The sequence below is a fragment of the Mesorhizobium sp. M7A.F.Ca.MR.148.00.0.0 genome (genome assembly GCF_003997735.1).
Taxonomy (GTDB): domain Bacteria; phylum Pseudomonadota; class Alphaproteobacteria; order Rhizobiales; family Rhizobiaceae; genus Mesorhizobium.
Map to the genome: position 1 here is coordinate 12,317 of NZ_RZTB01000049.1, position 25,259 is coordinate 37,575.

Sequence of the window (25,259 nt, forward strand, 5' to 3'; positions counted from 1 at the left end):
GAGTTTTCCAGGGAGGTACACAATGCCAAAGAAGGCCTTGATCGCCTGGGGCGGCTGGGAGGGCCATACGCCGGAGCAGAGCGCGAAGATAGTTCGCATCTTGCTTGAGCGAAACGGCTTCGACGTCACGCTGGGCCAGGGCACGGCGATGTTCGCCGATCCGCAGCTTGCTTCCTTCGATCTCATCGTGCCTGTCATCACCATGTCGACGATCGAAAAGGCCGAACTGCAGAACCTGACGTTTGCGGTTCGCGGGGGAAGCGGGCTCGGCGGTTTCCATGGCACGATGGGCGACAGTTTCCGCAACGAGCCCGACTATCAGTTCATGACCGGCGGCCAATGGGTGGCGCATCCCGGCAATATCATCGACTATCACGTCGCCATCACCCGGCCGGACGATCCGATCACAAAAGGCATCAGCGATTTCGCCTACCGGTCGGAGCAATATTACATGCATGTCGACCCAAGCAACGAGGTGCTGGCGACCACCACCTTCACCGACGCGCATTTTCCTGGGATAGGCGGCGTCGTCATGCCGGTCGTCTGGAAACGGCGCTATGGCGGGGAAGGTTTTCTACAGTTCCCTTGGTCACACGGCGGATGAGTTCGCGGTGCCGGAAATGGCGCTGATGGTGGAGCGGGGTTTGCTTTGGGCGGCGCGGGGGTAGCAGCAGGCGAAGTTCGTGAAAATCTGGTGGAATTCACAGGACATCTGCGGAGATATCCAATGAACGATTTCAGTTGGTCCGCGCCCGCCACGCCTTCGATAAGGCTCTTGAGGCGGCCCTCGCAAAGACGATGGCCGAATTCAAGAGCAAGGCCAGTGCGGTGACGGTTCCCTCCCAGATGTGGGAGCTGGAAGCCTATTTGCGTGAACAGCGGCGGGATATCGATCGGACGTTCGACTACCGCTATTCGCAGCTCCTTTATGTCTTCGCCCATCTCATCCGAGCAGGCTACCTCGATGAAAAGCTGCTTGCCGGTCTGGCGCAAGACAAATTGGACGCCATTTCGGCGGGACCTTGCCTTTGCGGCGGGACGCCCGGCCAGCGGATGACGACGGGAGGGAGTGCGGCCGTCCCAATCCCTGCCATGCTGGAAAAGCGGCCGTTGTTGTACTACCATCCCGTCACATGGCGAGGGGGATGAGATGGACCATCAGCGTACTGTTTTTCTGATCGGCGCAGGTTCCGTTGGTGACGACGAGCAAGCTGTGTTCACGCTGCACGTGAACGGCGCTGCCTGCAATCTGAAATGCAGTTATCGGGACAAGGTGATCGAGGCAGAAGAGGAAGACTTTTTCGAGGCTCTGTTCCAAATCCGTCAGGCACTCGAAGTCGATGGCCTGCTACCCTTCTGTTACGGAGCAAGCGCCAATGTTTATCCCGAAAATACCGTGATGGAGAAGAGTCGCGGATTGATGGCCTGCAAGGTGACGATGGGGCGATTTCCCCAAGAGACGGATCTGGTCGACATATTTTACGATGGCGTCGACGTGGTTCCGGTTTTCGTCCACATTCAGCAGGAATTTTGGGAAGAATGGCTGGCCTCTCTGCCCTCCTAGTGCCCAGCACTCATTTTATCCCGCCGGTGACCGCAAAGGCGCCAGCGGTGCGCCCATCCTCCAGCCGCACCACCGCCGTCACGATCGAACCGTAGGAGCCACGCCAGACGCTGTGGAAGCGCTGATGCTCGGCGGCCGGAATGAGGGCATGCCCGCTGAGGCGCGCACCGCTTCGCTGCAGCACGACGACCTCTCCGTTGACATGCACCTGGATGTTGGCCGTTTCGGCGGCCTCGCCGGGCAGTTCGAGCGTGATGACGATCTCGTCCTGGTCGCCGGAAGGCCGCGTCTCGGCGGCAAGCGTGATCGCGAACGCTGGCACCTTGCTGTCGCCGGCTCGGGCAGGACGGCCTGAAAACACATCGTCGTCAAGTTCCGGCGTGCGCGGCGGGCGGGTGCGGCGCTGCGTGGAGCGTTCGAAGTCGCCGGCCATGCGCAGCAGTCTCTCATCGTCATAGGCCTTGCCGGCAAAGGTGAGGCCGACCGGCATGCCGATATCGGCCATGGTTCCCATCGGCACGGTGACGGTGGGGATGCCGAAATGGCGCCAGACCAGATTGCCGTTGGCGACCCAGGTGCCATTGCGCCAGGCAAGGGCGGCGGACGCCTCGTCGATGTCTGCATCGGCCGGTCCGACATCGGCGGCCGCGGGCAGCACCACGGCGTCGATGCCATGGGCGTCCAGCCAGTCCTCGAAATCGATCCGCCTTGTCGCTTCGAGGCCCTTCAGGCCTTCTTCAATCGTCGGGATTTCCGTGACGGGCGTGACGCCGGACCGCGCCCGCTCGACATATTCCCTCAGGTCGAAGCCGCCCTCATAGCGGTCGGGCAGCGTGCCCGGCGGCTGCGGGAAGATCTTTGGGCCGTCGACCGAGACGAGATCGGGCAAAGACGGGTCGGCATTGGCGCGCAAAAAGTCGTCCCAGCCCCAGATGCTGAGATCCCAGAGCTCGCGGTCGGCGAACTCTGGGGGCACCAGCCCGCGCTCGACCATGGTGCGCGTGCCGGGGCGGTCGCGCTCATAGTTGGAAACGACGGGAAAATCGACCTCGACCACCTCGGCGCCAAGCCGCGCGAGATCGGCCGCTGCCTGTTGCCAAAGGGCAAGCACCGAGGCGCGGGTTTCGATCGGCGCATCGGCCTCGCTGTCGCGGCCGATATACATTCTGGGCACGCCGAGCCGCTTGCCTTTCAACGACCCCGCCAGTGCGAGATCGGTATAGCGCGGCGGCCGCACAGCGGAGCTTTTCGGCAGCTCGACCCAGGGCTGCGCGCGCCAGAAATCGCCTCGCGTCTCGGGATCGTCGGCGACGATCACATCGAGCAGTTCGAGCATGTCGGGCATTGTCCGCGCGTGCGGCACCACGACATCCATGGTCGGCACCAGGGGCCAGTTGCCGCGCACCGAAATGACGCCGCGCGACGGGGTGTAGGCGACCAGTGCATTGTTGGTGGCCGGCGCGCGGCCGGACGACCAGGTTTCTTCGCCAAGCCCGAAGGCGCAGAAGCTGGCCGCCGTCGCCGTGCCGGAGCCATTGGACGAGCCCGACGCGAAGGCGGCGGTCAGATAGTCGCCATTGTAGGGGCTCTCGGCGCGACCGTAGACGCCGCGCTGCATGCCGCCATTGGCCATTGGCGGCATGTTGGTCAGCCCGATCAGCACGGCGCCGCCGGCGCGCAGCCGGGCGATGGTGAAGGCGTCCTCATTGGCGATGAGATGCTCGAAGGCGGGCGAACCGGCGGCCACTGTCAGGCCTGACACCTTGTAGCTGTCCTTGGCGGTGTAGGGGATGCCGTCGAGCGGTCCGAGCACGGCGCCGTTGCGGCGGCGCCGGTCGGAGGCTGCCGCCTCCTCGAACATATCAGGATTGAGCACTGGGACGGCATTGAGGCTGATGCCGTGGCGGTCGAAATGCCCGATGCGCCTGAGATAAGCCCCGACCAGTTCGACGCTGGTGACGGTGCCGTCATCGAGCGCGCGGCGCAGTTGGTCGATCGTCGCTTCGACGAGATGAAGGCTGGCATCGGTCATCACTGGTTCCAGGCTTTCGTTACAATCCTATGGATGAGCGAGCCCGCAGACTTCGGCAAGAGCCTATCGCGGTCTTCTCCGGAACTTTTGTCCGGCTGACGGTTTTGGATGTATGGTGTGATTCCGGAATGGCCAGGAGGGTATTGGCATGACCACGAAATGCGTAGCGATCCTAGCTCTCGCTGTCGCCATGGGCTCAAGCGCTTGCGCCCTGGCTTTCGCTGGCGACCGGCACCACGACCGCCGGGTCCAATCCGAACGCTACGTTCCCGCCGAAGGCGATCTCATCGACATCCTGTTCGGCGGCCCGCGCTACTACGATCAGCAGTTGGTGACGACGGCGGCCGGCGCGTGCTCCTACCATCGCGTCGGACCCGACGCGAATGCGGTGAACAAGATCAACGATCATCACTGTGGGAAGTAGGCGGCAGGCGTCGCCTCAGCGCCCGCCACTCTCCTTCATCCGCTCGATGATCTCGGCCATCAGCGCCAGGTCGCGGCGTGAATCGGCGAGGTTGGTCAGAGGCTTTGTGCCTTCGGTGATGTGGCGGTGGAAAATCTCGAGTTCATTCGAGAAAGCATCGCCGTAGAGAGGCCCGAAGGTTTTCGTCACCGGGCCGAGCGGGCCGGCATCAGTGACCTCCAGCCGCGTCGGCAGGCTGCGGATGTAGGGCGTGTCGTAGAGAATGCGCACACGCCTGGTGTTCGAGCGCACCTCGATCATGGCGTCGAACAGGCCGAGATCGTCGACCACCGCGTCGTAGAGACAAGCGAAATGGCCGTAGTCGAAGGTGACTGATGTGTTGGCGCCTCCATTGGTGCGGTGCGCGGCCAGCACGCGCGCCGGCTCGCCGATCAGCCCGCGCATCGCTGAAATGTGATGTGAGGAAAGCGCCGTCAGGCCGCGATAGGCGCGCACCAGATCGGTCGGCGCGTCGGCGCCGACCACCTCGCGGATCAGCGCGTCGCGTTCGCTTGCGCCACGCGCCAGCAGGGTAGGGTCTATATCGTTGGGATAGAGGACGTTCTGGCTCTTCTTGAGAAAGTGCCGGCCTTCCGAGATCAGGTCGAAGATTCGGACATGGGTGATGTCGGCGTATGCCGGCAGTTCGTCCCTGGCCGCCAGATAGGCCGGCGCGTAGCGGCGCATATAGCCGACGAACAGGGTCTTGTCGTAGCCCGGCATCAGTGCCAGAAGATCGTCTATCTCGCGCACCGTCAGGCAGGCGGGCTTTTCCAGCAGGATATGTTTGTTGGCAGCAATCGCCGCCCGCACGAAGCGGCTGTGGGTGTCGTCGGATGACAGCACGAACACCGCGTCGATGTCGGGCGAATTAATCAGCGCCTCGGCCGTGTCGAAGGCCTTTGCCGTCGCAAATTCGGAGGTGACGAGTGCCACCAGGCTGGGCGACACGTCGTACACGCCCGCGATCACCCAGCGGTCGCGCTGATCGCCCAGCACAGGCAGATGGATCGACTGCGCGACCTCTCCAAGACCTATCAGTCCGACACGAATTGGTGCCACAGGCGAACTCCCTTGATTTCAAGTCTGATGCTGCAGGACTATGCCGCGCCGGTGACCAGCGCGACGAGCTCGTTGCCGGACATTTCGGAAGCGCGCACCGTCGCTGCCATCTTTCCCGCCCGCATCACCCAGATCTGGTCGGACATGCGGCGGACCTGATCGAAATTGTGGCTGACCAGGATGACGCTGACGGATTGCTCGCGCAGGCGCCGGATCAGAGCCTCGACATTGGCGGTCTCCTGCACGCCGAGTGCTGCCGTCGGTTCGTCCATCACCACCAGCTTGGCGCCGGAGCCGACAGCGCGGCAGATCGAGATCGCCTGCCGCTGGCCGCCCGACAAGCGCCGCACACGCTGGTTGATCGACGGCACGTTGATCGACAGCCGCGACAGCATGGAACGGGCCTCGCGCTTCATCGCCTTGCGATCGAGGAAAGCGAACGGCCCGATGCGACGCACGATCTCGCGGTTGAGGAACAGGTTCTGCGCGACCGTCAGTTCGTCGATCAGCGCCAGGTTCTGATGCACGGTCTCGATGCCGGCCTTGCGTGCCTCGTCGGGGTTGGCGAAGGGCCGCGCCCGGCCGTCGAAGAACAAATTGCCGGTGTCCGGCTGATGCACGCCGACCAGGCTGCGGATCAGCGTCGACTTGCCGGCGCCATTGTCGCCGATGACGGCGGTCACCTCGCCGCGACGGGCCTGGAAGGCGACGTCGGTGAAGGCGCGGATGCCGCCGAAATGCTTGCTCAGTCCTTCGCAGGCGATGATCGCCTCAGCGGCGGGGATGTGATGGAGCGCGCTCATTTCTGATATCGCATGATCAGCGCCGCCAGCACCACGATGGCGCCCACGGCAAGCGGTTGGTAGAAGGCTGAGACGTTGAGCAAGGTCAGGCCGTTGACGAGTGCTGTGAGCATCAGCGCGCCGATCGCCGGTCCCAGAATGCTGGCGCGGCCGCCGAACAGGCTGACGCCGCCCAGCACCACCGCCGCCACCGAGTTCAAGAGCAGGCTGGTGTTGATCTGCGGTTCGGCCGAGCCGATGCGGGCGACCAGAAGAATGGCCGCGATGCCGGCGCAGAAGCCCGAGACTGTATAGGCGGCAATCTTGACCCGGTTGGTGCGGATGCCGAGCGCGCCGGCACTTTCGGTCTGGCCGCCGGTCGCCAGCAGATGCACGCCGAAGCGTGTGTGGTAGAGTGCGATATGCGCGACGATGACGGCTGCGATCGCTACCCAGACCGGATAACCGAACGGTCCGAGCGAGCCGGAAGCGAGCCTGAGCAGGAAGGTCGAGCCGACCATGGTCGGTTCGCCGCCCGACAGGATGAGGCCAAGGCCGGTGATGCCCGACAGCGTGCCGAGCGTCACCACGAAGTCGGGGATCTTGCCTGCCGTGATGATCAGCCCGTTAAGAAAGCCGACGGCGCTGGTGGCGAGAACCGCGAGCACGCAGGCGATGAAGATGCCGTAGCCGGCGGCGTTGACGAGGCCGAGGATGATGGCGCCGAGCATGACCGCTGCCGCCAGCGACAGGTCGATGCCCGAGGTGGCGATGACGAAGGTCTGGCCGATCGACAGCACCACCAGGATCGCAGCCGCCAGCAACAGCGCCTGCAGATTGGCGACGCTGAGAAAGACCGGTTGGGCGATGCCGAAGACGATGACGAGGCCGACCAGGCCGACGACGGATGCCCAGTCGGCCCAGAAGGACGGATCGAGGAGGAGAGCCGCCAGGGAGGGACGGCTCTCCTCAGCACCCGCCGAATGGGCGGCGGGTGCGTTGTCTGCTGGTGTGCTCACTTCAGCATCTCGCGGAAGGGATCGGGATAGTCGCCGCCGGGCCGCGGGAAGTTCTTCAGCGAGGCTTCGGCATTGTCCTTGTTGATCAACAGCACCGGCGCCGGCACGTTGGCCGGCAGTTCCTTGCCCTTGGCGGCCACTGCACAGGCCTCGAGGCCCATGGCGCCGACAACATAGGGATATTGGGCGACGGTGGCGGTGAGTTCGCCTGCCGCAATCGACTTGAGCGCGTCGACGATGCCGTCGAGGCCGATCACCTTGACGTCCTTGCCCGAGGTCCGCACGGCGCGCTCGACGCCGAGCGCCATGATGTCGTTGGCGGCGAAGAAGCCGGCGAGATCCGGGTGCGCGGCGAGAATATCGGTGGCGGCGGTCAGCGCCTTTTCGCGATCCCAGTCGGCGCTGACCATCACCACGATGTCGAGTTTGCCTTCCACCGCCTGCTTGAAGCCCTTGATGCGGGCGTTGGAGCCGACATCGCCGATGATGCCGGCGACCAGCGCGACCTTGGAGCCCTTCGGCACCAGCTTCAGCATCTCTTCGCCGGCTAGCGCGCCGGCGGCGACATTGTCGGTGCCGATATAGGTCGAGACGGCAAAGCCGGCGGCCTTGGCCTGTTCGGGGTCTATGGTCGAGTCGATGTTGACGATCGGCTTCTTCTTCTGGGCGACCGGCACCAGCGCCTGGACGAGATTGGAGACGCTGATCGGGTTGACCAGGTAGCAATCGAAATCCTGCATGGCCATGGCGGTCAGGCGGTCGGCCTGGCCGGTGGCGTCACCCATATTGGCGGCGGCCTGGACGCTGACATTCACGCCGTTTGCCTTGGCCTGTTCCTCGATGCCCTTCTGCATGGTCTGGAAGAACGGATTGTCGAGGCCTTTGACGATGGCCGCGACTTTCGCCGTATCCTCGGCATGGGCGGGCGCTGCGACGATGGCTGCAAGCATGCCTGCGCCAAGCAGGTTCGTGCCAAGCTTCAGGCAATTGAACATACGCATGGTTTTTCCTCCTCCTGATTGTTTTATGGGCTGCATCAATGTCGCTGTCCGGTGACTGCAATGTTAGACGGCGCGCAAGCGACCCCGGCGCCTGGCGCGATGTTCGCCAACAGATTGCTGCCCGCTTTGGAATGTGCGGACTGCAGCCCAGGTCGGGCACTTTTCGATGTCAGGCATTGCTCCTCCCAGAGCGCCGGCCGATGCCAATCCGGCATTTGCGCATGTTTTATAAAAAATTGACACGCGTCAAGATTTAAAAGTGGTGCGTAGCGATTTTGGCTATGCACCCTGGGGGCATGACTGCCCTGCCGGCATGCGCTACAACCAAGGCGCGAAAAAATGTGCCGGCCTGGGGAACCACTTGGGGATAGCCGCGTTAGTCGCTACTTTTGCGCAAGAGGGAGGTTTCGGGTGAGGCGTTTAGAGATCCTGGAAGAACCAACGGGTACATTTTCGATTTTCGACGCGATAACGGAATTGCCGGCAATGGTCGAAGGGGGCGTATGCACCCAGCTTTATCGGCACGAAGTGCCGCAGGAACTGCTTGCAGCGGTTGAAACGGTCCAACCCGGCCATTTTTCGCCGCTGCCTTCATTGGCGGCTTTGAACGACTGGCAGGTCGATAAAGACGATCTGCTGGCGTGAGCAAAGCCGCCCGGGATCGCATTAAAAACATACCGTATGGGAAATCACGCCCTGTTGTCGAAAGCGGCGGTGAGGCATGGAAAGCAAGGGGAGGTTGCAGTGCGTCGGGAGGTGAAGCATGTCTGATCAGGACGAGCTGATCCGGGCTGCCATCGGACGGCTGCTCGCCGAGAAGACAGGCGCCGCCGTCATATCAATGAGAGAGAGCATCACCGAGCTTCTGGCGCTGACCGGTGCCGCGCTGGACGACAGACTGCAGGACCTGCTGCTGGAAATGGCCGAAGTCCGCGGTATGATGGTTGTTCTCGACTTCTGAGCAATATCGGCTGAGGTCGATGCGCATCAGTCCGCTACGCCCGCAACGCCTTCACCGGCAGTTCAACACTTACTGCGCCGGCTTCAATGCTGAACCAAGCACCCGGGGTTAAAGATCGAGCGAAACCGCGCCCTGAGGGTGGCTGCAGCATGCCAGGACATAGCCGGCCGACTTCTCTTCAGGGGCCAGCCCGCCGAGATCCTCCATGGCGACTTCGCCGGACAGCTTGGCGATGCGGCATGTGCCGCAAACTCCCTGCTGGCAGGCGGTTGGGACGTAGACGCCACATTGGCGCGCCGCCTCCAGCAGCGTCTCTCCGGGCAAGCAGTTATGCACGATCCCGGAGCGGACGAAACGGACCGAAGATGGTATTGTCGGGGCCGGTTCCAACTGGGGGCTGCTGCCGCCGCCGAAGCTCTCCTGGTGGTACCGTGACGGAGTCACGCCAATCGCATCCAGGCAGGCACGTGCGGCTTTCATGTACTCTTCAGGGCCACAGGCAAAGATAGTGCGGTTGTGGAGATCGGGAACGAGGGTCAGCAGCATCTGACTGTCTATTCTGCCAGTCGGCCCCCTCCAGGTGGGATCTTCCTGGCTACAAACGCACGTTACTTTTACGTTGGGAAAGCGAGAGGCAAGTGCGTCCAATTCCCGTCGAAAGACTATATCACCAGGCGTTCTGGCACTATGAACGAATGAGATATCCTGGTCGGCCGCGCGGTCGGTAAGCGCACGCAGCATGGACATCACCGGCGTTATCCCGCTGCCGCCCGAAAGGAAGAGCGGCTTTTCATAGGGTAGGTCATCGAGATTGAATGAGCCGAGCGGCCCTTCGATCTCGATCTCGTCGCCCGCCCCCAAATTGTCGTGGAGCCAATTCGAAACCAGGCCGCCCGGTGTTCGCTTCACGGTGATCTGCAGGTCGAGCGGTCGCGTCGGTGGTGACGAAACAGAGTAGGAGCGCGTCACCGCGGCACCCTCGATCTTGAGGTGCACGAGCACATACTGGCCCGCGCTGAAGCAGAACATCCGATCCGTCGAGGATGTGAAAACGAAAGTTTTCACATCGGGCGTTTCCTCGATTACACGACGGCAGAGTACAAGCTGCGATGTGGTTTGTGCCCATTGCCGATGATGCCTCATCGGCAGGAGGTCGGGGGCCCCAAAGGAAACGTGTGCGTTCATCATTCATCTCGGTTTGAAGTCGAACCCAAGATGCCAGTTCCAGGCCCCCCGCAACAGAAGCATCCCTCCCGAGTTATGATCGATTATTTCGATTACATATCCAGTGACATCACGGCAACGTGAAGGGCGCGGATTCCCTTGCGTATGATCGGTTCGTGTTTGCGGCGCGCCAGGATGGCCGTGTGGACCGGCTGATGCAGCGTCGGAGCGCCTTCGACGATGAACGATGGGCGTTCGAGGGCGAACCTGCGCGCATCGTCACTTCTCATATAGCAGGTGCCGCCCGTGCGCCGTAGCATCATCTCCGCCAAGGTTTCCGATCCCATGGAAAGGCGACAGATCGCCAACTCGCCGAGCAATTCGGCATGGGCCTTCTCCAGCAGGACTGTATAGCCCGGACGAATGTAGGTTTCGGGGTCGACCTCGGAGAGGGTTCTGGCCACCGTGGAAACCATCACATATTCCTCAACCATCAAATGCTCATAGGAGATTTCGGGTAGGTATCGCGGGGCGTAAAGCACTGCGATATCGAGATTTCCCATGCTCAGGTCGCTGACCATCTGGTTTGAATAATCCGACTCGACATGGATCGACGATTTGGGAAGAGCCTGACACAGCGTCTCCACCCAACCCGGCAAAACCGAGCGGGTCATCCCGACCTGCGCGGCGACGCGCAAGGTGCCTTCGAAACGATTGAACGCCCGGACATCGTGGCGAGCCTGCGACCATGTAGACAGCAAGGATCTTGCATAAGCTTCGAACCGGCGCCCTGCGGCGGTCGGCTCCGCCCCGGCGCGTCCGCGCTGGAACAGTTCGGACCCGATTGCGCTCTCGAGGTTCTTGATGCGGGTGCTGATCGTCGACTGGGTCAATCCTAGCCGATCGGCAGTGCGATTGAAGTTTCTCGATTCGATGATGTCGAGAAAGGTCTCGATGTGATCAAGTTGCATGAAATCTCCAATCGAAAAACTCGATCATATTCCACGTATCATAAGCTTGATCAAACAATACTCAAGGCGGAAGCTGCAGCAGATCAACGGCCGGCAGCGCCGCCGGGACGAGATACGGATACGGAGCGGAAGAAGTGTTCATAGTCGACTGCGACTGTCATAATTACTGGTCAAGCGCCACCGTGTTGGAGCCCTATCTCTCCGGCTTGTGGAAAGACATGTTCATCGAGGGCGAGAAAACAGGTCCCGTTGGCGCCTTTCCGCATGGCCATCGGCCCTGGTTCCACCCGCAGGACTTCTCCCGCAAGGACATCCGTCCGAAAACGGAAGCCGACAACTATCTCATCATGAAAGAGAAGCACCTCGACAAATACAAAGTCGACGTGGCGATCCTGACCGGCGATGAGCCTATCGAGGCGTCGACCCTGGCTAACCCTTACTATGCCAGCGCTCTGGTCAGCGCGTACAACGATTATCAGATCGATCAGTGGTTGCCGAAAGACGATCGTTTCATGGGCTCGATCATCATCGCGCCACAGGATCCGAAGCTCGCTGCCGCCGAGATTCGCCGTCTTGGCAGTCATCCGCGCATGGTCCAGGTTCTCGCCTCCCAGGGGTCCGTCAAGCCGTATGGCGACCCGTTTTACCACCCGATCTACGAAGCCTGCGCGGAAGTGGGGTTGCCATTCGCCATTCATCTGGGCGGGCATGGCGGCGTGAATTCAACTGCCATTGCTCCTGCCCCGACAACATTCTTCTGGGAAACGCATGCCATTCTGCACATGTCGGCGATGTCGCACGTGGCAAGCATGATCGCCCATGGCGTCTTCGAGAAATGGCCGGACCTCTACTTCGTGATCATCGAATGCGGCGTGGCCTGGGTTCCGTCGGTCCTTTGGCGCCTGGACGCTGATTACAAAGCGCTGCGCAAGGAGACGCCATGGCTGAAGATGCTGCCGTCTGAATATTGCCGGCGCAACATCCGCTTTTCCACGCAGCCGCTGGAGCAGCCTGCAAACATCCAACATCTCTGGTCCACGCTCGAAGCGATGGACGGAGAAAACACGCTGATGTTTGCATCGGACTATCCGCACTGGGATTACGACGATGCCAACACGCTGCAAATCCCTCCTGCCTGGAGGAGCAAGATCATGGGACTGAACGCGCTGGAAGTCTACAAACGCATCCCCCGCGCGCAAGCCGCGAATGCCGCCTGAGGAAGCATACGATGCCCGAGAAGACATATATCTGCCGCGTCGACGAGATCGAAACAGGGTCTCCGTTCATCGCCAAGATCCGCAGCCTTTCGGTCGGGATTTTCCGCATCGGAGATTCATTCCACGCGCTGCTGAATGTCTGTCCGCACCGCGGCGCTCCGCTTTGCGAGGGGCCGCAATGCGGCACAACCGCGCCCGTTGAACAGGCGCAATTCATCTATCATCGCGAAAACGAGATCGTTCGATGCGCCTGGCACGGCTGGGAGTTCGACATCAAGTCAGGCGCGGCCTTGGTCGATCCGTCCGTTCGCGCGCGCACATTTCCAGTCACCGTCGAAGCCGGCGGCATCTACGTGACGGCCTGATTGGCGCAAGCCGATTGGGATTGGAAAAATTCGAAGGAAAGGTGGCGGGAGCCGATAAGCAGATTTGTTCGCCGGTGCTTGACGAGAAATAACGCGGGGAATTCCGCAATGGGAGAGTCAAATGTCAGAATCTGAATACAAGCTTGGTATCGCGCAAAGCCTGATCGGAGGCGGCAAGGTTTCCCGCCGCGACTTCATTCATCTTGGGCTGGCCGCGGGCCTGACCGTTGCCGCCGCCGACCGGCTGTTCGTGAGCACGGCGCGGGCCGAACCAATGCAGGGCGGCTTCGCCAAGCTCGGCATGGCTCATGGCGCGACGACGGATTCGATCGATCCGGCCGGCTACCCCGACACGTTCACACAAACCGCATTTTCGGGCTCGCTGTCCAACAGCCTCACTGAGGTTGACGCCAAAGGCAATGTCCAACCGGACCTCGCCGAGAGCTTTGAAACTTCGGATGGGGCCCAAACCTGGGCCTTCAAGCTGCGCAAAGGCGCAACCTTTCACAACGGCAAGACCGTGACGGCGGATGACGTCGTGACCTCCTTGCAATATCACATGGGCAAGGACACCAAATCGGCGGCGAAATCGCTGTTGGACTCCGTCGCCGACATCAAGGCGGATGGCCCGGAAACGGTGGTTTTCACGCTCAAGAGCGGCAACGCCGATTTCCCTTACATTATGAGTGACTACCATCTGGTCATCATGCCGGCCAAGGATGGCAAGGCGGATTGGGCTTCAGGCGTTCGCACCGGTGCTTTCGTCGTCGAGAATTTCCAGCCCGGCGTTTCGGCCAAGCTCAAGCGCAATCCAAACTACTTCAAGAACGGCAAGCCCTATCTCGATGAGGTGGAGTTCATCGCCATCACGGATCTTGCCGCTCGCATGGCGGCGCTGTCCACGGGGGAGGTGGACTATATCGGCCGCGCCGACCTGAAGACCCTCGGCATGTTGAAACGCAATCCCAAGGTGGAGATCGTCGAAGTCACTGGTTATGGGCACTATACCTTGCCGATGAATGTCACGATGGCGCCATTTGATAATCCAGACGTGCGAATGGCATTGAAATGGGCGATCAATCGCCAAGAAATCGTCGACAAGATCTTTCTTGGCCACGCCACTGTGGCCAACGACAACCCGATCGCGCCGGCCATCAAATTCGCCAAGGATCCGCAACCGCAACACAGCTTCGATCCGGAAAAAGCCAAGCATTACCTGAAAAAGGCCGGAATGGAGAACCTGAAGGTGGACCTCTCGGTCGCCGATGCCGCTTTTGCCGGCGCCGTGGACGCGGCTTCGCTCATTCGCGAAACGGCAGCCCAATGCGGCATCGACGTCAATGTCGTGCGTGAGGCCGAGGACGCTTATTGGGACAATGTCTGGCTGAAGAAACCCTGGTGCGCTTCCTATTGGAGCGGTCGGGCGACGGCCGACTGGATGTTCACGCAAGCCTTCGCCGCCGACTCCAGTTGGAATGAGTCCTTCTGGAAAAATCCCCATTTCAACGAACTGCTTGTCCAGGCGCGCGCCGAGACGGACGAGGTCAAGCGAGCGGCGATGTATGCCGAGATGCAGCAGTTAACCCATGATGACGGCGGCAGCATCGTGCTGGTCTTCAACAATTTCGTCAGCGCCCAATCCAAAAAGCTCGCACACGGCGATGTGGCGCCCAACTGGGAGAACGATGGACTGAAAATGGCCGAACGCTGGTGGATCGCCACGGCATGAGATGGCGGGCCGGAGCCGCGATGGTTTTGAGGCTCCGGTCAGCTGGCTCCGAGTGCAGGGCTGCCGCCCAAAGGGAAACGCCACGCACATGAACCCCGTCGCAAGAACGGTCCTGCAGCGCCTTGGCCTCGGCCTGGTCACTTTGTTCATCGTGTCCATCATTATCTTCTCTGCGATCGCGATGCTTCCAGGCGACTTCGCCAAGGCCACGCTCGGGCAATCGGCGACGCCCGAAACGGTCGCCGCGTTCCAGCGGGAAATCGGCATCGATCGTCCGCCTGTCGAGCGCTACTTCGTTTGGGTCGCCCAGATGCTCCATGGCGATTTCGGCTCTTCGTTTGCGAGCCGCACCGGATATCGGCGTACCGTGGCCGAGATCATCGCACCACGCCTCTACAACACGATGTTCCTTGCAGCGGTGACTGCGCTGATAGCTGTTCCTCTGGCCTTGGGGCTTGGCATTCTGGCTGCGCTGTACCGCAACGGCTGGTTCGACCGGCTGGTGAATGTCGCGACACTGACAACCATTTCATTCCCGGAATTTTTCGTCGCCTATATGCTCGCCTACCTGGTGATCTCGCGCGACACGTTCATCGGATCCGATTTCGCTCAAACGCTGCCTCATTGGCTCACTGTCTCGCTGAACTGGGCGCTCAATGCGGTTCCCAAATTTCCGACATTGTCGAATGTGAACGATCAGACGCCATTTTGGGAGCATCTCTGGAAAGTCGCCCTGCCGGCAATCACGCTTACGCTGGTAATCGTGGCCCACATGATGCGCATGACCCGAGCGGCCATCATCAACATGCTGGCAAGCCCCTACATCGATATGGCGCGCCTCAAGGGAATGTCCCCGATGGTGATCGTGCTGAGGCATGCCCTGCCCAATGCCTGGGCTCCGATCGTCACTGTGGTGGCGTTCAACCTGGCGTATCTCATCGTCGGAGTGGTCGTGGTCGAGGTCGTTTTCGTCTACCCCGGCATCGGCCAGCTGATGGTTGACGCGGTGAAATCCAGGGATGTTCCGGTTGTCCAGGCCTGCGCCCTGATTTTCGCCGCGACTTACATCCTTCTCAACCTGCTAGCCGACATTATTTCCATCGCCACCAATCCCAGGCTCTTGCACCCACGATGACTAGATCCGAATCTGTCGCGGCGGTTCAAAGGCTGAGGCGCTCGCGTGCCACCCGGGCGAAAACTGCGCTGAAGAAGGCACCGTTCAGCGCATGGTTCGGCATCGTCGTGATCCTCGGCTACGTCTTTGTTGCGGTCTTCGCGCACTGGATAGCCCCATATGGCGAGACGCAGGTTTTCAGCGAAGCCTTCGCGCCGTGGAGCCAGGAGTTCAAATTGGGAACCGATCAGCTCGGCCGCGACATGCTCACCCGCTTGATCTACGGTGCGCGCAATACCATCGCTATCGCGGTCGCGACCACGTTGCTGTCCTTCGCGGTCGGCGTCTCGCTCGGCCTTCTTGCCGCATTGTACAGGGGGTGGCTCGACCAGATCTTGTCGCGTGCAGTGGACGTGCTGATGTCAATCCCGAGTCTGATCTTCGCGCTGGTGCTGCTGACGATCTTCGGCTCGTCGATCACGAGCCTGATTGTCATCATTGCGCTTCTGGATTCCACCCGGGTCTTTCGGCTTTCTCGCGCCGTCGGACTTAACGTGGCGGTGATGGAATATGTCGAGGTGGCACGATTACGCGGCGAGGGACCGAAATGGATCATCGCCAAGGAAATCCTTCCCAATGTCATGCCGCCACTGGTCGCCGAGTTCGGCTTGCGATTCTGCTTCGTGTTCCTGACAGTCGCGGCGCTGTCGTTTCTCGGCGTCGGTATTCAGCCGCCGACGGCCGATTGGGGATCAATGGTGCGCGAGAACGCGACCCTGATCACCTACGGCGATGTCACCCCGCTACTTCCGGCCTGCGCGATTGCTCTCCTTACCGTGTCCGTGAATTTCGTTGTGGACTGGTTCCTGCAAGCAACAAGCGGGTTGCGGGATGAAAAGTAGCGGTCCAGGCCCACGCGAAAAAGGAAAGGATCTGCTTCAAATCCGCAATCTGCATGTGGAGGGGTTCTCGGATGAGCGGTGGCATCCCATTGTCCACGGGGTCCATCTGACGCTGAAGCGGGGCCAGGTTCTTGGGCTGATCGGAGAGTCAGGCGCCGGCAAGTCCACCATTGGCCTTGCTGCAATGGGTTATGCCAAGCCGGGCTGCCGGATCATGCAAGGCTCGGTCCTGTTCGACGGGATTGATCTTCTGGCAGTCAATGAAAAAGGGCGCCGTCGCCTCAGGGGCTCCCGCATTGCCTATGTCGCGCAAAGCGCGGCTGCCTCCTTCAATCCGGCACATCGGCTCTTGGAACAAACCGTCGAAACCGCGGTGGCGCATGGAATTGCCGGCCGGGAAGAGGCGAACCGGAGCGCCGTCGATCTTTATCGACGCCTTCAACTCCCAGAACCGGAGACCATAGGCTTTCGTTATCCTCATCAGGTCTCCGGCGGGCAGTTGCAACGGGCAATGACAGCGATGGCAATGGCTTGTCGTCCGGACCTCATAATATTCGACGAGCCAACAACGGCGCTCGACGTGACCACGCAGGTTGAAGTTCTAGCTTCCATTCGCAACATCGTGGAGGAATTCAGCACCGCTGCAATCTACGTGACGCATGACCTGGCGGTGGTGGCGCAAATGGCGGATCGTATCATGGTTCTGCGCCACGGACGTACCGTGGAGGAAGCAGACACACGCCAGATGCTGGCCTCGCCCAGCCAGGAATATACAAAAACGCTCTGGGCCGTACGCAAGCTCGCCAAGCCCGAAGTTCCAGCCGATGACTATCTGCTGACGATAGACAACGTTACCGCGGCCTATGCAGGAAAGGTCAAGGTGCTCCAGGATGTCTCCATCAAGGTTCCGCGCGGAAGAACCGTGGCTGTGGTCGGCGAATCCGGTTCGGGGAAATCGACGCTCGCTCGAGTCGTCACCGGCCTTTTGCCGCCAATTTCAGGTTCGATTTCTTTTGCCGGCCAGCTTCTTTCCACGAGCCTGAAGACGCGGCCGAAAGAGGTCCTGCGCCGCATACAGATGATTTATCAGATGCCCGACAACGCCCTGAATCCGCGCCAAACGGTCGAAGAAGTCATAGCTCGGCCGCTCGAATTCTACCTCGGCCTTAAGGGCGCGCGGAGGGATCGCCGGATCGGCGAACTCATGCACATGGTCGAGATGAGCGAAGATTTTCTGGAACGCCTGCCTGGCGAGCTGTCGGGTGGCCAAAAACAGCGCGTCTGCATTGCCCGGGCGTTGGCTGCCGATCCGGAGCTTATCATCTGCGACGAGATCACGTCCGCGCTCGACCAGATCGTCCAAGAGGAAATTCTCAAGCTTCTCATACGTCTCCAACGTGAACTCGGAATGAGCTACATCTTCATTACCCATGACATTGCTACCGTGCGCGCGATAGCCGACGAAATCGTCGTCATGCACCGCGGCAAAGTCGTCGAGCAGGGATTGAAGAGCGAAGTTCTCACGCCACCGCACGCGGCCTATACCGAACGGCTTTTGTCCTCTGTTCCGGAAATGAATCCGGACTGGCTGACAAGGCTGCTGGCCAGCCGGAAGATCTGACGGATCGGCTATCGTCAGCGCCCGGCATGTTCCTCACTGTCAGCTTCCTGGAGCGCTAACGCTGCTCGATCAGCGTCTTCGCCGCATGTTTCCCCACCGAGAGGATGCGATCGGACAATTCCGTTCCGCCCACGGCGCGGGCCATTTGCAGCGTGCCGAGGAGCGTTGCGAAGACAGCCAGCGCCACGCCCTCCGGATCCTTGGCCTGCGGTAGCGCTTGCGCCAACTGGCGCACCAAAGCCAGCAGGTGGTCTGTATAGGCTTCACGCGTCTCAGGCGGCTGACGGGCGAGCTCCGGCAGCAGCGCGGCTGACGCGCAGCCCTTTCCGGGATTGTCCCGGTGCTCGGCCGACAGATACGTGCCGATGGCCATCTCCACGCCCGAAGCCAATGCTTCTGCCAGTTGCTGCGCCTGAAGCTCCATCGCCGCCGCCACGCTTTCGCGGACAAGCTGCGCCTTGGATTGAAAGTGCGGATAGAAGGCGCCGTTCGTCAGCCCGGCGTCGCTCATGATGGTCGCCAGTCCGGACGCGGCGATGCCGTCGCCGCGAAAGCGTTCCGCAGCGACCTCCATGATCCGTCCGCGCGAGGCGTCCTTCCGGCCTTTTTCGTAGCGCATGGCTGCTATTCCTTTCTGCTATTGCATTATGAGTGTAATCTGATATTACGACTGTAATTCAACGGGCGCAAAAAAGCTAGCCCTCATGATTTTGGAGCACGAAATGAATGCGAATTCCAAAAAAATTGCTGTTGTGACGGGAGCCTCTTCGGGCATTGGCCGCGCCAGTGCCGAGGCTCTGGCAAAGGCGGGGTTCACCGTCTTCGGAACCAGCCGGCGCAAGGCCGACAACGGCCCGGACGGGGTGACCATGCTGGTTTGCGACGTGACCGACGGTGAGGCCGTTGCCGCACTCGTTTCGACGGTGCTGTCGCAGACCGGCCGGATCGACCTCTTGGTCAACAATGCCGGCGTCGGCCAGCTTGGAGGCGCCGAGGAATTCTCGATTGCACAGGTGCAGGCCTTGTTCGACGTCAATCTGTTCGGCGTCATCCGCATGACCAATGCGGTGCTGCCGTCGATGCGGCGGCGTGGCGAGGGGCGCATCGTCAATATCGGCTCTGTGCTGGGACTGGTGCCGGCGCCGTATTCAGCGCATTATTCGGCGGTCAAGCACGCGCTCGAGGGCTATTCGGAATCGCTCGACCACGAGGTTCGTGCCTTCAATATCCGCGTCTCGGTCATCGAGCCGGCATTCGTTCGCACTGTCTTCGACCAGAACGGGATCCAACCGGATTCGCCGTTGCAGGAATACGATCAGGCTCGAGCTACGCTGGAAGCGCTGCTTCGCGATGTGATGCCTGTCGCCGATCGGCCCGAAGTGGTGGCGCAGGTGGTCGTCAAAGCAGCGACCGATGCCCGTCCGCAACGGCGCTACACCGCCGGCAAGGCAGCGCGCCAGGTCAGCCTGCTGCGCCGCTTTGCTCCCGCGGGGATATTCGACAAGAGCCTGCGCAAACAGTTCCGCCTGCCGGTTTGAACAACAGCGAGCAGAGGATTTTACGCACATGCGACTGGCAACGACAACACGATTGGCCAGCCCCCGCAAGGCGGAGGTGCCAAGCATGACACATGGGTTCAAGCGGTCGCCCCACTTACGGGCATCGTTCCAGGACACGCCAACGCACTCCGTCGATGTCGGCGGCACGGCATTCGTCTATCGGCAGCTCGGACCAAGGACGGGCGTGCCGGTAATCCTGCTGAACCATCTCGGCGCTCAACTGGACAATTTCGATCCACGCATCGTCGATGGCCTCGCCGCGACCCGGTGGGTGATTGCCTTCGACAACAGGGGCGTTGGTGCTTCAGGCGGCAAAACGCCGTCACGCATCGCCGAGATGGCACGGGATGCGGTCGCCTTTGTCCGGGCGCTGGGGTTCGATCAAGTCGATCTCTTCGGTTTCTCACTCGGCGGCTTCGTGGCGCAGGAGATCGTGCTGACCGAGCCCAGGCTTGTGCGCAAGCTCATCCTGGCCGGCACCGGGCCGGCCGGCGGCCAAGGCATCGACAAGATGACGCCACTGACGATCGTGGACATGATCAAGGGTGCGCTGACTTTTCGGGATCCGAAATACTATCTGTTTTTCACCAGAACGGTGAACGGGCGCCGCGCTGCGAAGGCGTTCCTGCAGCGGCTGACAGAGCGCAAGGCCGACCGCGACAGGCCGATATCGCTTAGCGCGTTCGGCGCGCAACTCCGGGCGGTGAAGGCTTATGGACTACAGGCGCCGCAAGATTTGAGCGCCATCCGCGTCCCTGCGCTGATCGCAAATGGCGATCACGACAGGATGGTGCCGAGCGTCAATACCCACGATCTCGCCCGCCGCATTCCGGGGGCGCAATTGGTGATCTATGCGGATGCCGGCCATGGCGGGGTGTTCCAGAACCACGCGGATTTCGTTCCGAAAGCATTGGCCTTTCTCGAGGCCTGACACCTCTCACCGGGCGGCTTTCGTCCCGAACATCAACAATCTCTCAGAAAGTCACTGCCATGAAGGCATTCGTCGTCGACAAATACAGCAAGAACGGCACGCTGCGGCTGGCCGAAATGCCGGAGCCGAAACTCGGGGACAGCGATGTCCTGGTCGAGGTCCACGCCGCGGCGGTGAACCTGCTCGATTCCAAGGTCAAAACCGGAGAGTTCAAGCTGATCCTGCCCTATCGCCGGCCGTTCATCCTGGGTCACGACGTGGCCGGGAGGGTTGTCCGCGTGGGATCGAAAGTCCGCAAGTTCAAACTCGGCGACGACGTCTATGCGCGGCCGCGCGATGGCCGGATCGGGACGTTCGCCGAGTTCATAGCCATGGATGAAGCCGACGTGGCCCTGAAGCCCGGGAACCTCAGCATGGAGGAGGCGGCCTCGATCCCGCTGGTCGGCCTGACCGCCTGGCAGGCGCTCATCGAAAGGGCCAACCTGAAGAGGGGACAGAAGGTCTTCATTCAAGCCGGATCCGGCGGCGTGGGGACATTCGCCATCCAACTGGCAAAGCATCTCGGCGCGACCGTTGCGACCACCGCCAGCGCGGCGAGTGCCGGCCTGGTCAAGGGGCTCGGCGCCGATGTCATCGTCGACTACAGGAAAGACGATTTCGAAAAAGTGCTGTCGGGCTACGACGTCGTCTTGAACAGCCAGGACACAAAGACACTTGAAAAGTCACTGAATGTTCTGAAACCGGGGGGCAAGCTCATCTCCATCTCCGGCCCACCGGATCCCGACTTCGCCAGGGAAAAAGGACTGAACATGGTGCTGAAGCTGGTGCTTCGCCTGCTGAGCCGCAGTATTCGAGCGAGAGCCAAGCGCCGTGGCGTGACGTTCTCGTTTCTCTTCATGTGGGCGCAGGGCGAGCAGTTGAGCAAGATCGCATCGCTCATCGAAGCCGGCGCGATCCGCCCGGTCGTCGATCGGGTCTTTCCCTTCGAGGCGGCCAACGAGGCGCTGGCCTATGTCGAAACAGGACGCGCCAAGGGCAAGGTCGTCATCAAGGTCCGATAGCAACTCAGCTGCGATCGAGGTCAGCCGCGCCGGGCTGCATCGATCGCCGCGACGTCGATCTTCGTCATCTCCATCATTGCATCAAAGGCGCGTTTGGCTTCCTCGCCGCCGGCCGCCATGGCCTCGGTCAACGTGCGCGGCGTGATTTGCCAGGACACGCCCCATTTGTCCTTGCACCAGCCGCACGCGCTCTCCTGGCCGCCATTGCCGACGATGGCGTTCCAGTAGCGGTCGGTTTCCTGCTGATCGTCGGTGGCGATCTGGAACGAGAAGGCCTCGCTCTGCTTGAATGTGGAGCCGCCGTTCAATCCGATGCAGGGAATGCCGGCAACGGTAAATTCGACCGTCAACACGTCGCCTTTCTTGCCGGACGGAAAGTCGCTCGGCGCACGGTGAACGGCGCCCACCCTGGTATCGGGAAAGGTCTCCGCGTAGAAGCGAGCCGCAGCCTCGGCGTCCTTGTCGAACCAGAGGCAAATCGTGTTCTTTGGCATCGTTGGCATTGCGTGTTCCTTTCGGTGTTGGGGTCGGCGGAGGTCAGCCCAGCAAATTACGTGCCGTGCGCATGAAGATCCTTGACCCGATCGGGATCAGGTCGTCGGGAAAGTCATAGTCGGGATTGTGCAAGGCAGGGTGCCGCTCGCCTGCACCGAGGAAGAACATTGCCGACTTGGCACTGTGGCCGAACAGGCCGAAATCTTCAGAGGCGCGCATCGGCAGGGCTTCTTCGCCGTGCGCGACGCCCTCTTCATCAAGTGCGCGCCGCAGATGCTCCACCGCGTCCGGCGCGTTGACGCTGGCGACGAAGATCTCGTGATAGTCCCAGCGGACGGAAAGGCGATGCTCGCCCGCGATCCTGGCGACCAGTGCTTCGGCAGCAGCGCACAGGTTTGCCATGCGCTCGTCACGCCGGGTGCGCAGCGTGGCCCACACCTCGGCGTGAGCCGGCGAGATGCCGAACACGGCTTCGCCCATCGCGGCATGGGTGACCGTCAGCATGGAGAAGTCGTCGTCGGCGAAGGTCCCGCGCCCGAGCGCCGGCAGCGCCGGCATCAGCTCACTGATCGCCAGCATAGGCGAAATGCCGGTCTCCGGCATAGACGAATGGGCGGTCTTGCCCTCCAGCACGATGCGCATGCCGCGTGACGCACAGTTGACCACGCCGGCCTTGAGCCGCACCTCGCCGAACGGCACGCCGGGCAGGTTGTGCAATGAGAAAGCGAAATCCGGCGCGATCTCGCCGAAGCGCGGATCGGCGACGACGCCTGCCGCGCCATTGCCGGTTTCCTCCGCCGGCTGGAACATCAGCACGACGCGGCCGCTTGCAGGCCTCTCGCGCCCCAACTGACGGCCGAGGGATGCCAGGATCGCGGTGTGTCCGTCATGGCCGCACATATGCGACTTGCCCGGCACGCGCGACGAATGCGGCACGCCTGAAAGTTCTTCGATAGGCAAGGCATCGAGTTCCGAACGGAACAGCACCGTCGGCCCCGTTTTGCCGCTGTCATATATGGCTGCGACGCCGTGCCCGCCGAGCTGTGTCAGCACCTTGTCCGGCCCCGTATCGGCGAGGAAGGCGACGACCTCCCTTGCCGTCTTCTCCTCTTCATTCGAGATTTCCGGGGCCTGGTGCAGCTGGCGCCGCCACGCCGTCAATTCGACGATGTCTCGGTTTGTGAGAGTCATGCTTTTTCAGCCTCCGCTGCATTCTTCATTGACACGTCCGGTCACAGGGGGTGTCGATGATGAATTGCTAGCGATAAAGGGCAGTTCCCGCCACAGTCCAAGTTTCAGGCTTCAGCAGGCCAGAAACGCCCCGTTCTCCCACCCCCAGCCTATTGATTGATCTCGGGTTCGACGAGCTTTGCCAGATTTCTGAGCGACTCTTGCCAGCCGAGATAGCAGGCCTCGACCGGAATGACGTCCGGAATGCCGGCCTGGGTGATGTCGATTTCGGTGCCGACCGACACCTTTTTCAAGATCACGGTCACCCGGATCTCGCCGGGCAGATTGGGATCGTCGAACCTGTCGGTGTAGAGCAGGCGCTCGCCCGGGACGAGTTCGAGGTACTCGCCGCCGAAGGAATGGCTGTCGCCCGTGGTGAAATTGCGGAACGACATCTTGAACGTGCCGCCGACCTTTGCCTCGAAATTATGAACCGTGCAGGTGAAGCCGTTTGGCGGAAGCCACTTGGCCAGCGCGTCCGCTTCAACGAAGGCGCGATAGACCTTTTCCGGGCTGGTCGTCAGAACGCGGTGCAAACGTACGGTGCCGGGCATATGCTGGATCCTTTCATAAATGGCTGTTCGATACCCCAAGGACGAACGAGGCGTAACAAGTCCGACATTGGTTTGCGAATTTTTTGACGGGATGCGGCCTGCCTCCCCTGCGGGCATGCCGTTCGATGCCGCGCCTATCAACACGAAGCTCGGGCGAGGCGGCGGGCGAACTGCACCGGCTCTGGAGCTGGCGTTCACCTGCTAAATCGGGTTCCTGAGCCATCTTGTTGTTCAGGCGCGGTTTTGCCGATTGGCGGGAAAGGCCGCGCGTCCCGGTCAACGCTTCGAACGCCGCGAAATAGGGTAGCGCGTCTTTGCCGTCCATGTGCCGATCATTAGAATTTGCATTTGATCAGAGTTGATTTCCTATCAGGCCGTTAATCCGGCCATGCTGTTAATCAGCATTTGCTAATGAGTCTTTCGAACCCGAGGCAAGCAATGACCAAGAATCTCGGCAATGCACGTCATACGCCGGCGAAGGACCTGCAGGTCTCCCTTCTAGGCAAAGCCGCGCCGGCACTGTTTCCGCTGGTCGTAGCGGCACTGGGCTACATGGTTGGCAAGCAGTTCTTCGGCATCTAGGCGCGCAGTTCCGTGCTCCCAAACGTCTCGGCGGACCGACCATTTCAACGCGCGGGCCGCCGTTTGCATTGCAGCGGCTTGTTGCCGGGCATAAACGTCAAACATGCACCTCGCCAAAGGACAGTTCGCCGTCGTCATCGGCCGTGAAAAAGACGATCGCAAGCAACCCGACATAGAATGCGGCCACGACAACCACGATCGCCACACCGGGAACGGGGCCAAGGGCGGCGCTGTCCACGGCCTCGCGAAGCGAGCCGGCAAAGCCGGTCCTGACGCCCACGGTTTGAAGGCTGGGTGTGGATATCTTGAGCACCCAGGCCAGCCAGAGGATCAGGAACAGGTAGATGTAATTCCGCCGCAGCCGACGGGCTAGCGCGACGCGCTGCGACAGCAGGAATTTCGGCGCGCGCAGGCCTTCGCCGACGATGAGCAGCCAGTCCGAGGCGAAGTCGGGCTGTGGGGAAAAGATCTGCGCGAAATAGTGGCGTTCGAACTGGCGTACGCGCGCCCGATAGAAATCGAAGAACCGATAGCGGCGCGCCTCGATCCACAGCAGCAGCAGGATCAGCAGCATGGCGAACAGCAGCACGCCGTGATGCGCACTGGCCGTCGAGAGCGATACCGAAAGCAGCGCCGCCACCACCGTGATTGCCCAGTTGGTCGTCAGGTCGAGCCGGTCGCGCCATCCCGCCATGCGAGCGATCTCGGCGCGATGGAAATGGGATAGCGTGTTGACGCGCTCCGCCGATGAAAGGACGGGACCAACGGGCTTTGCCGACGCGTCGTTCATGGCATCCTCCGGCAAGGAACAGAACAGTTTGCCGGCAACATCGTTCCAAGACGCGTCACGCAAGAGCGGCATCGGCCACTCGTGATCTAT

Annotated in this window: 27 protein-coding genes and 1 pseudogene; 16 read left to right on the forward strand and 12 right to left on the reverse strand. The window is 61.3% G+C overall.

Annotated features, from left to right (window positions below):
* The first annotated feature begins 22 nt into the window (after positions 1-22).
* The 3 genes and pseudogenes from EOB49_RS18775 (at position 23) to EOB49_RS18785 (ending at position 1,564) form a co-directional block, all read left to right on the forward strand.
* Positions 23-668 (forward strand): annotated as a pseudogene (locus EOB49_RS18775) (ThuA domain-containing protein).
* Between the two features lie 130 nt (positions 669-798).
* Entirely contained in the window at positions 799-1,149 is a 351-nt protein-coding gene (locus tag EOB49_RS18780) for a hypothetical protein (protein WP_245472755.1), read from the forward strand.
* Position 1,150: 1 nt separating this feature from the next.
* Positions 1,151-1,564 (forward strand): hypothetical protein, encoded by a 414-nt coding sequence (locus tag EOB49_RS18785; protein ID WP_127381864.1) that lies wholly within the window; start codon positions 1,151-1,153, stop codon positions 1,562-1,564.
* A gap of 10 nt (positions 1,565-1,574) precedes the next feature.
* Here EOB49_RS18785 and EOB49_RS18790 read toward each other — a convergent pair whose 3' ends face one another.
* Positions 1,575-3,596: an amidase gene (locus EOB49_RS18790; RefSeq protein ID WP_127381865.1), complete on the reverse strand. Its 2,022-nt coding sequence runs from the start codon at positions 3,594-3,596 to the stop codon at positions 1,575-1,577.
* 148 nt (positions 3,597-3,744) lie between these two features.
* Between EOB49_RS18790 and EOB49_RS18795 the strand changes: the two genes are divergently transcribed.
* Positions 3,745-4,020 (forward strand): hypothetical protein, encoded by a 276-nt coding sequence (locus EOB49_RS18795; RefSeq protein WP_127381866.1) that lies wholly within the window; start codon positions 3,745-3,747, stop codon positions 4,018-4,020.
* Between the two features lie 15 nt (positions 4,021-4,035).
* Here EOB49_RS18795 and EOB49_RS18800 read toward each other — a convergent pair whose 3' ends face one another.
* The 4 genes from EOB49_RS18800 to EOB49_RS18815 are packed head-to-tail and all read right to left on the reverse strand — an operon-like array spanning position 4,036 to position 7,923.
* Entirely contained in the window at positions 4,036-5,121 is a 1,086-nt protein-coding gene (locus EOB49_RS18800; RefSeq protein ID WP_127381867.1) for a Gfo/Idh/MocA family oxidoreductase, read from the reverse strand.
* Positions 5,122-5,159: 38 nt separating this feature from the next.
* Complete coding sequence (locus EOB49_RS18805; protein WP_127381868.1) at positions 5,160-5,924, reverse strand: ATP-binding cassette domain-containing protein; 765 nt, start codon at positions 5,922-5,924, stop codon at positions 5,160-5,162.
* Positions 5,921-6,922, reverse strand: coding sequence for an ABC transporter permease (locus EOB49_RS18810; RefSeq protein WP_127326512.1), 1,002 nt, complete (start codon positions 6,920-6,922; stop codon positions 5,921-5,923). The genes EOB49_RS18805 and EOB49_RS18810 overlap by 4 nt, the downstream gene beginning before the upstream one ends.
* The gene (locus tag EOB49_RS18815) at positions 6,919-7,923 is read right to left on the reverse strand and encodes a substrate-binding domain-containing protein (protein WP_127381869.1); all 1,005 of its coding nucleotides are present in this window, start codon (positions 7,921-7,923) and stop codon (positions 6,919-6,921) included. The genes EOB49_RS18810 and EOB49_RS18815 overlap by 4 nt, the downstream gene beginning before the upstream one ends.
* A gap of 411 nt (positions 7,924-8,334) precedes the next feature.
* Between EOB49_RS18815 and EOB49_RS18820 the strand changes: the two genes are divergently transcribed.
* On the forward strand, positions 8,335-8,568 hold the full coding sequence (locus EOB49_RS18820) for a hypothetical protein (protein ID WP_127381870.1): 234 nt from the start codon (positions 8,335-8,337) through the stop codon (positions 8,566-8,568).
* Positions 8,569-8,686: 118 nt separating this feature from the next.
* Positions 8,687-8,884, forward strand: coding sequence for a hypothetical protein (locus tag EOB49_RS18825; RefSeq protein ID WP_127381871.1), 198 nt, complete (start codon positions 8,687-8,689; stop codon positions 8,882-8,884).
* A 108-nt stretch (positions 8,885-8,992) separates the two neighbouring features.
* Here EOB49_RS18825 and EOB49_RS18830 read toward each other — a convergent pair whose 3' ends face one another.
* Positions 8,993-9,949: a hybrid-cluster NAD(P)-dependent oxidoreductase gene (locus EOB49_RS18830; RefSeq protein WP_206526121.1), complete on the reverse strand. Its 957-nt coding sequence runs from the start codon at positions 9,947-9,949 to the stop codon at positions 8,993-8,995.
* A 212-nt stretch (positions 9,950-10,161) separates the two neighbouring features.
* Positions 10,162-11,019 (reverse strand): LysR family transcriptional regulator, encoded by an 858-nt coding sequence (locus EOB49_RS18835; RefSeq protein ID WP_023809366.1) that lies wholly within the window; start codon positions 11,017-11,019, stop codon positions 10,162-10,164.
* A gap of 134 nt (positions 11,020-11,153) precedes the next feature.
* Here EOB49_RS18835 and EOB49_RS18840 point away from each other — a divergent pair, with 134 nt between their 5' ends.
* The 6 genes from EOB49_RS18840 to EOB49_RS18865 all read left to right on the forward strand — a co-directional run bounded on the left by EOB49_RS18840 (position 11,154) and on the right by EOB49_RS18865 (position 17,967).
* Positions 11,154-12,236, forward strand: coding sequence for an amidohydrolase family protein (locus EOB49_RS18840; protein ID WP_127381872.1), 1,083 nt, complete (start codon positions 11,154-11,156; stop codon positions 12,234-12,236).
* An 11-nt stretch (positions 12,237-12,247) separates the two neighbouring features.
* Positions 12,248-12,601 carry a Rieske (2Fe-2S) protein gene (locus EOB49_RS18845; protein WP_023809364.1) on the forward strand — a complete coding sequence of 118 codons (354 nt, stop codon included), beginning with the start codon at positions 12,248-12,250 and terminating at the stop codon, positions 12,599-12,601.
* 121 nt (positions 12,602-12,722) lie between these two features.
* On the forward strand, positions 12,723-14,330 hold the full coding sequence (locus EOB49_RS18850) for an ABC transporter substrate-binding protein (RefSeq protein WP_127381873.1): 1,608 nt from the start codon (positions 12,723-12,725) through the stop codon (positions 14,328-14,330).
* Between the two features lie 88 nt (positions 14,331-14,418).
* Positions 14,419-15,465: an ABC transporter permease gene (locus EOB49_RS18855; RefSeq protein ID WP_127319354.1), complete on the forward strand. Its 1,047-nt coding sequence runs from the start codon at positions 14,419-14,421 to the stop codon at positions 15,463-15,465.
* Positions 15,462-16,346, forward strand: a complete 885-nt coding sequence (locus EOB49_RS18860; protein WP_127381874.1) for an ABC transporter permease — start codon at positions 15,462-15,464, stop codon at positions 16,344-16,346. The genes EOB49_RS18855 and EOB49_RS18860 overlap by 4 nt, the downstream gene beginning before the upstream one ends.
* On the forward strand, positions 16,336-17,967 hold the full coding sequence (locus EOB49_RS18865) for an ABC transporter ATP-binding protein (protein WP_127381875.1): 1,632 nt from the start codon (positions 16,336-16,338) through the stop codon (positions 17,965-17,967). The genes EOB49_RS18860 and EOB49_RS18865 overlap by 11 nt, the downstream gene beginning before the upstream one ends.
* A gap of 55 nt (positions 17,968-18,022) precedes the next feature.
* On the opposite strand, the gene EOB49_RS18870 is transcribed toward EOB49_RS18865, so the two are convergent.
* On the reverse strand, positions 18,023-18,586 hold the full coding sequence (locus EOB49_RS18870; RefSeq protein WP_127381876.1) for a TetR/AcrR family transcriptional regulator: 564 nt from the start codon (positions 18,584-18,586) through the stop codon (positions 18,023-18,025).
* A 103-nt stretch (positions 18,587-18,689) separates the two neighbouring features.
* On the opposite strand from EOB49_RS18870, the gene EOB49_RS18875 reads away from it, so the two are divergent.
* The 3 genes from EOB49_RS18875 to EOB49_RS18885 all read left to right on the forward strand — a co-directional run bounded on the left by EOB49_RS18875 (position 18,690) and on the right by EOB49_RS18885 (position 21,518).
* The gene (locus EOB49_RS18875) at positions 18,690-19,505 is read left to right on the forward strand and encodes an oxidoreductase (protein ID WP_127326518.1); all 816 of its coding nucleotides are present in this window, start codon (positions 18,690-18,692) and stop codon (positions 19,503-19,505) included.
* Between the two features lie 85 nt (positions 19,506-19,590).
* Entirely contained in the window at positions 19,591-20,457 is an 867-nt protein-coding gene (locus EOB49_RS18880) for an alpha/beta hydrolase (RefSeq protein WP_127381877.1), read from the forward strand.
* Between the two features lie 59 nt (positions 20,458-20,516).
* Positions 20,517-21,518, forward strand: a complete 1,002-nt coding sequence (locus tag EOB49_RS18885; protein ID WP_127381878.1) for an NADP-dependent oxidoreductase — start codon at positions 20,517-20,519, stop codon at positions 21,516-21,518.
* Between the two features lie 20 nt (positions 21,519-21,538).
* On the opposite strand, the gene EOB49_RS18890 is transcribed toward EOB49_RS18885, so the two are convergent.
* The 3 genes from EOB49_RS18890 to EOB49_RS18900 form a co-directional block, all read right to left on the reverse strand.
* The gene (locus EOB49_RS18890) at positions 21,539-22,012 is read right to left on the reverse strand and encodes a VOC family protein (protein ID WP_174800353.1); all 474 of its coding nucleotides are present in this window, start codon (positions 22,010-22,012) and stop codon (positions 21,539-21,541) included.
* Between the two features lie 43 nt (positions 22,013-22,055).
* Positions 22,056-23,204: an amidohydrolase gene (locus tag EOB49_RS18895; RefSeq protein ID WP_127381879.1), complete on the reverse strand. Its 1,149-nt coding sequence runs from the start codon at positions 23,202-23,204 to the stop codon at positions 22,056-22,058.
* A 149-nt stretch (positions 23,205-23,353) separates the two neighbouring features.
* Positions 23,354-23,797 carry an SRPBCC family protein gene (locus EOB49_RS18900; protein ID WP_127272572.1) on the reverse strand — a complete coding sequence of 148 codons (444 nt, stop codon included), beginning with the start codon at positions 23,795-23,797 and terminating at the stop codon, positions 23,354-23,356.
* Positions 23,798-24,235: 438 nt separating this feature from the next.
* Between EOB49_RS18900 and EOB49_RS18910 the strand changes: the two genes are divergently transcribed.
* Positions 24,236-24,379 (forward strand): hypothetical protein, encoded by a 144-nt coding sequence (locus tag EOB49_RS18910; protein WP_127271038.1) that lies wholly within the window; start codon positions 24,236-24,238, stop codon positions 24,377-24,379.
* Positions 24,380-24,476: 97 nt separating this feature from the next.
* Here EOB49_RS18910 and EOB49_RS18915 read toward each other — a convergent pair whose 3' ends face one another.
* Positions 24,477-25,169: a DUF2270 domain-containing protein gene (locus tag EOB49_RS18915; RefSeq protein WP_127322397.1), complete on the reverse strand. Its 693-nt coding sequence runs from the start codon at positions 25,167-25,169 to the stop codon at positions 24,477-24,479.
* Positions 25,170-25,259 lie beyond the last annotated feature (90 nt).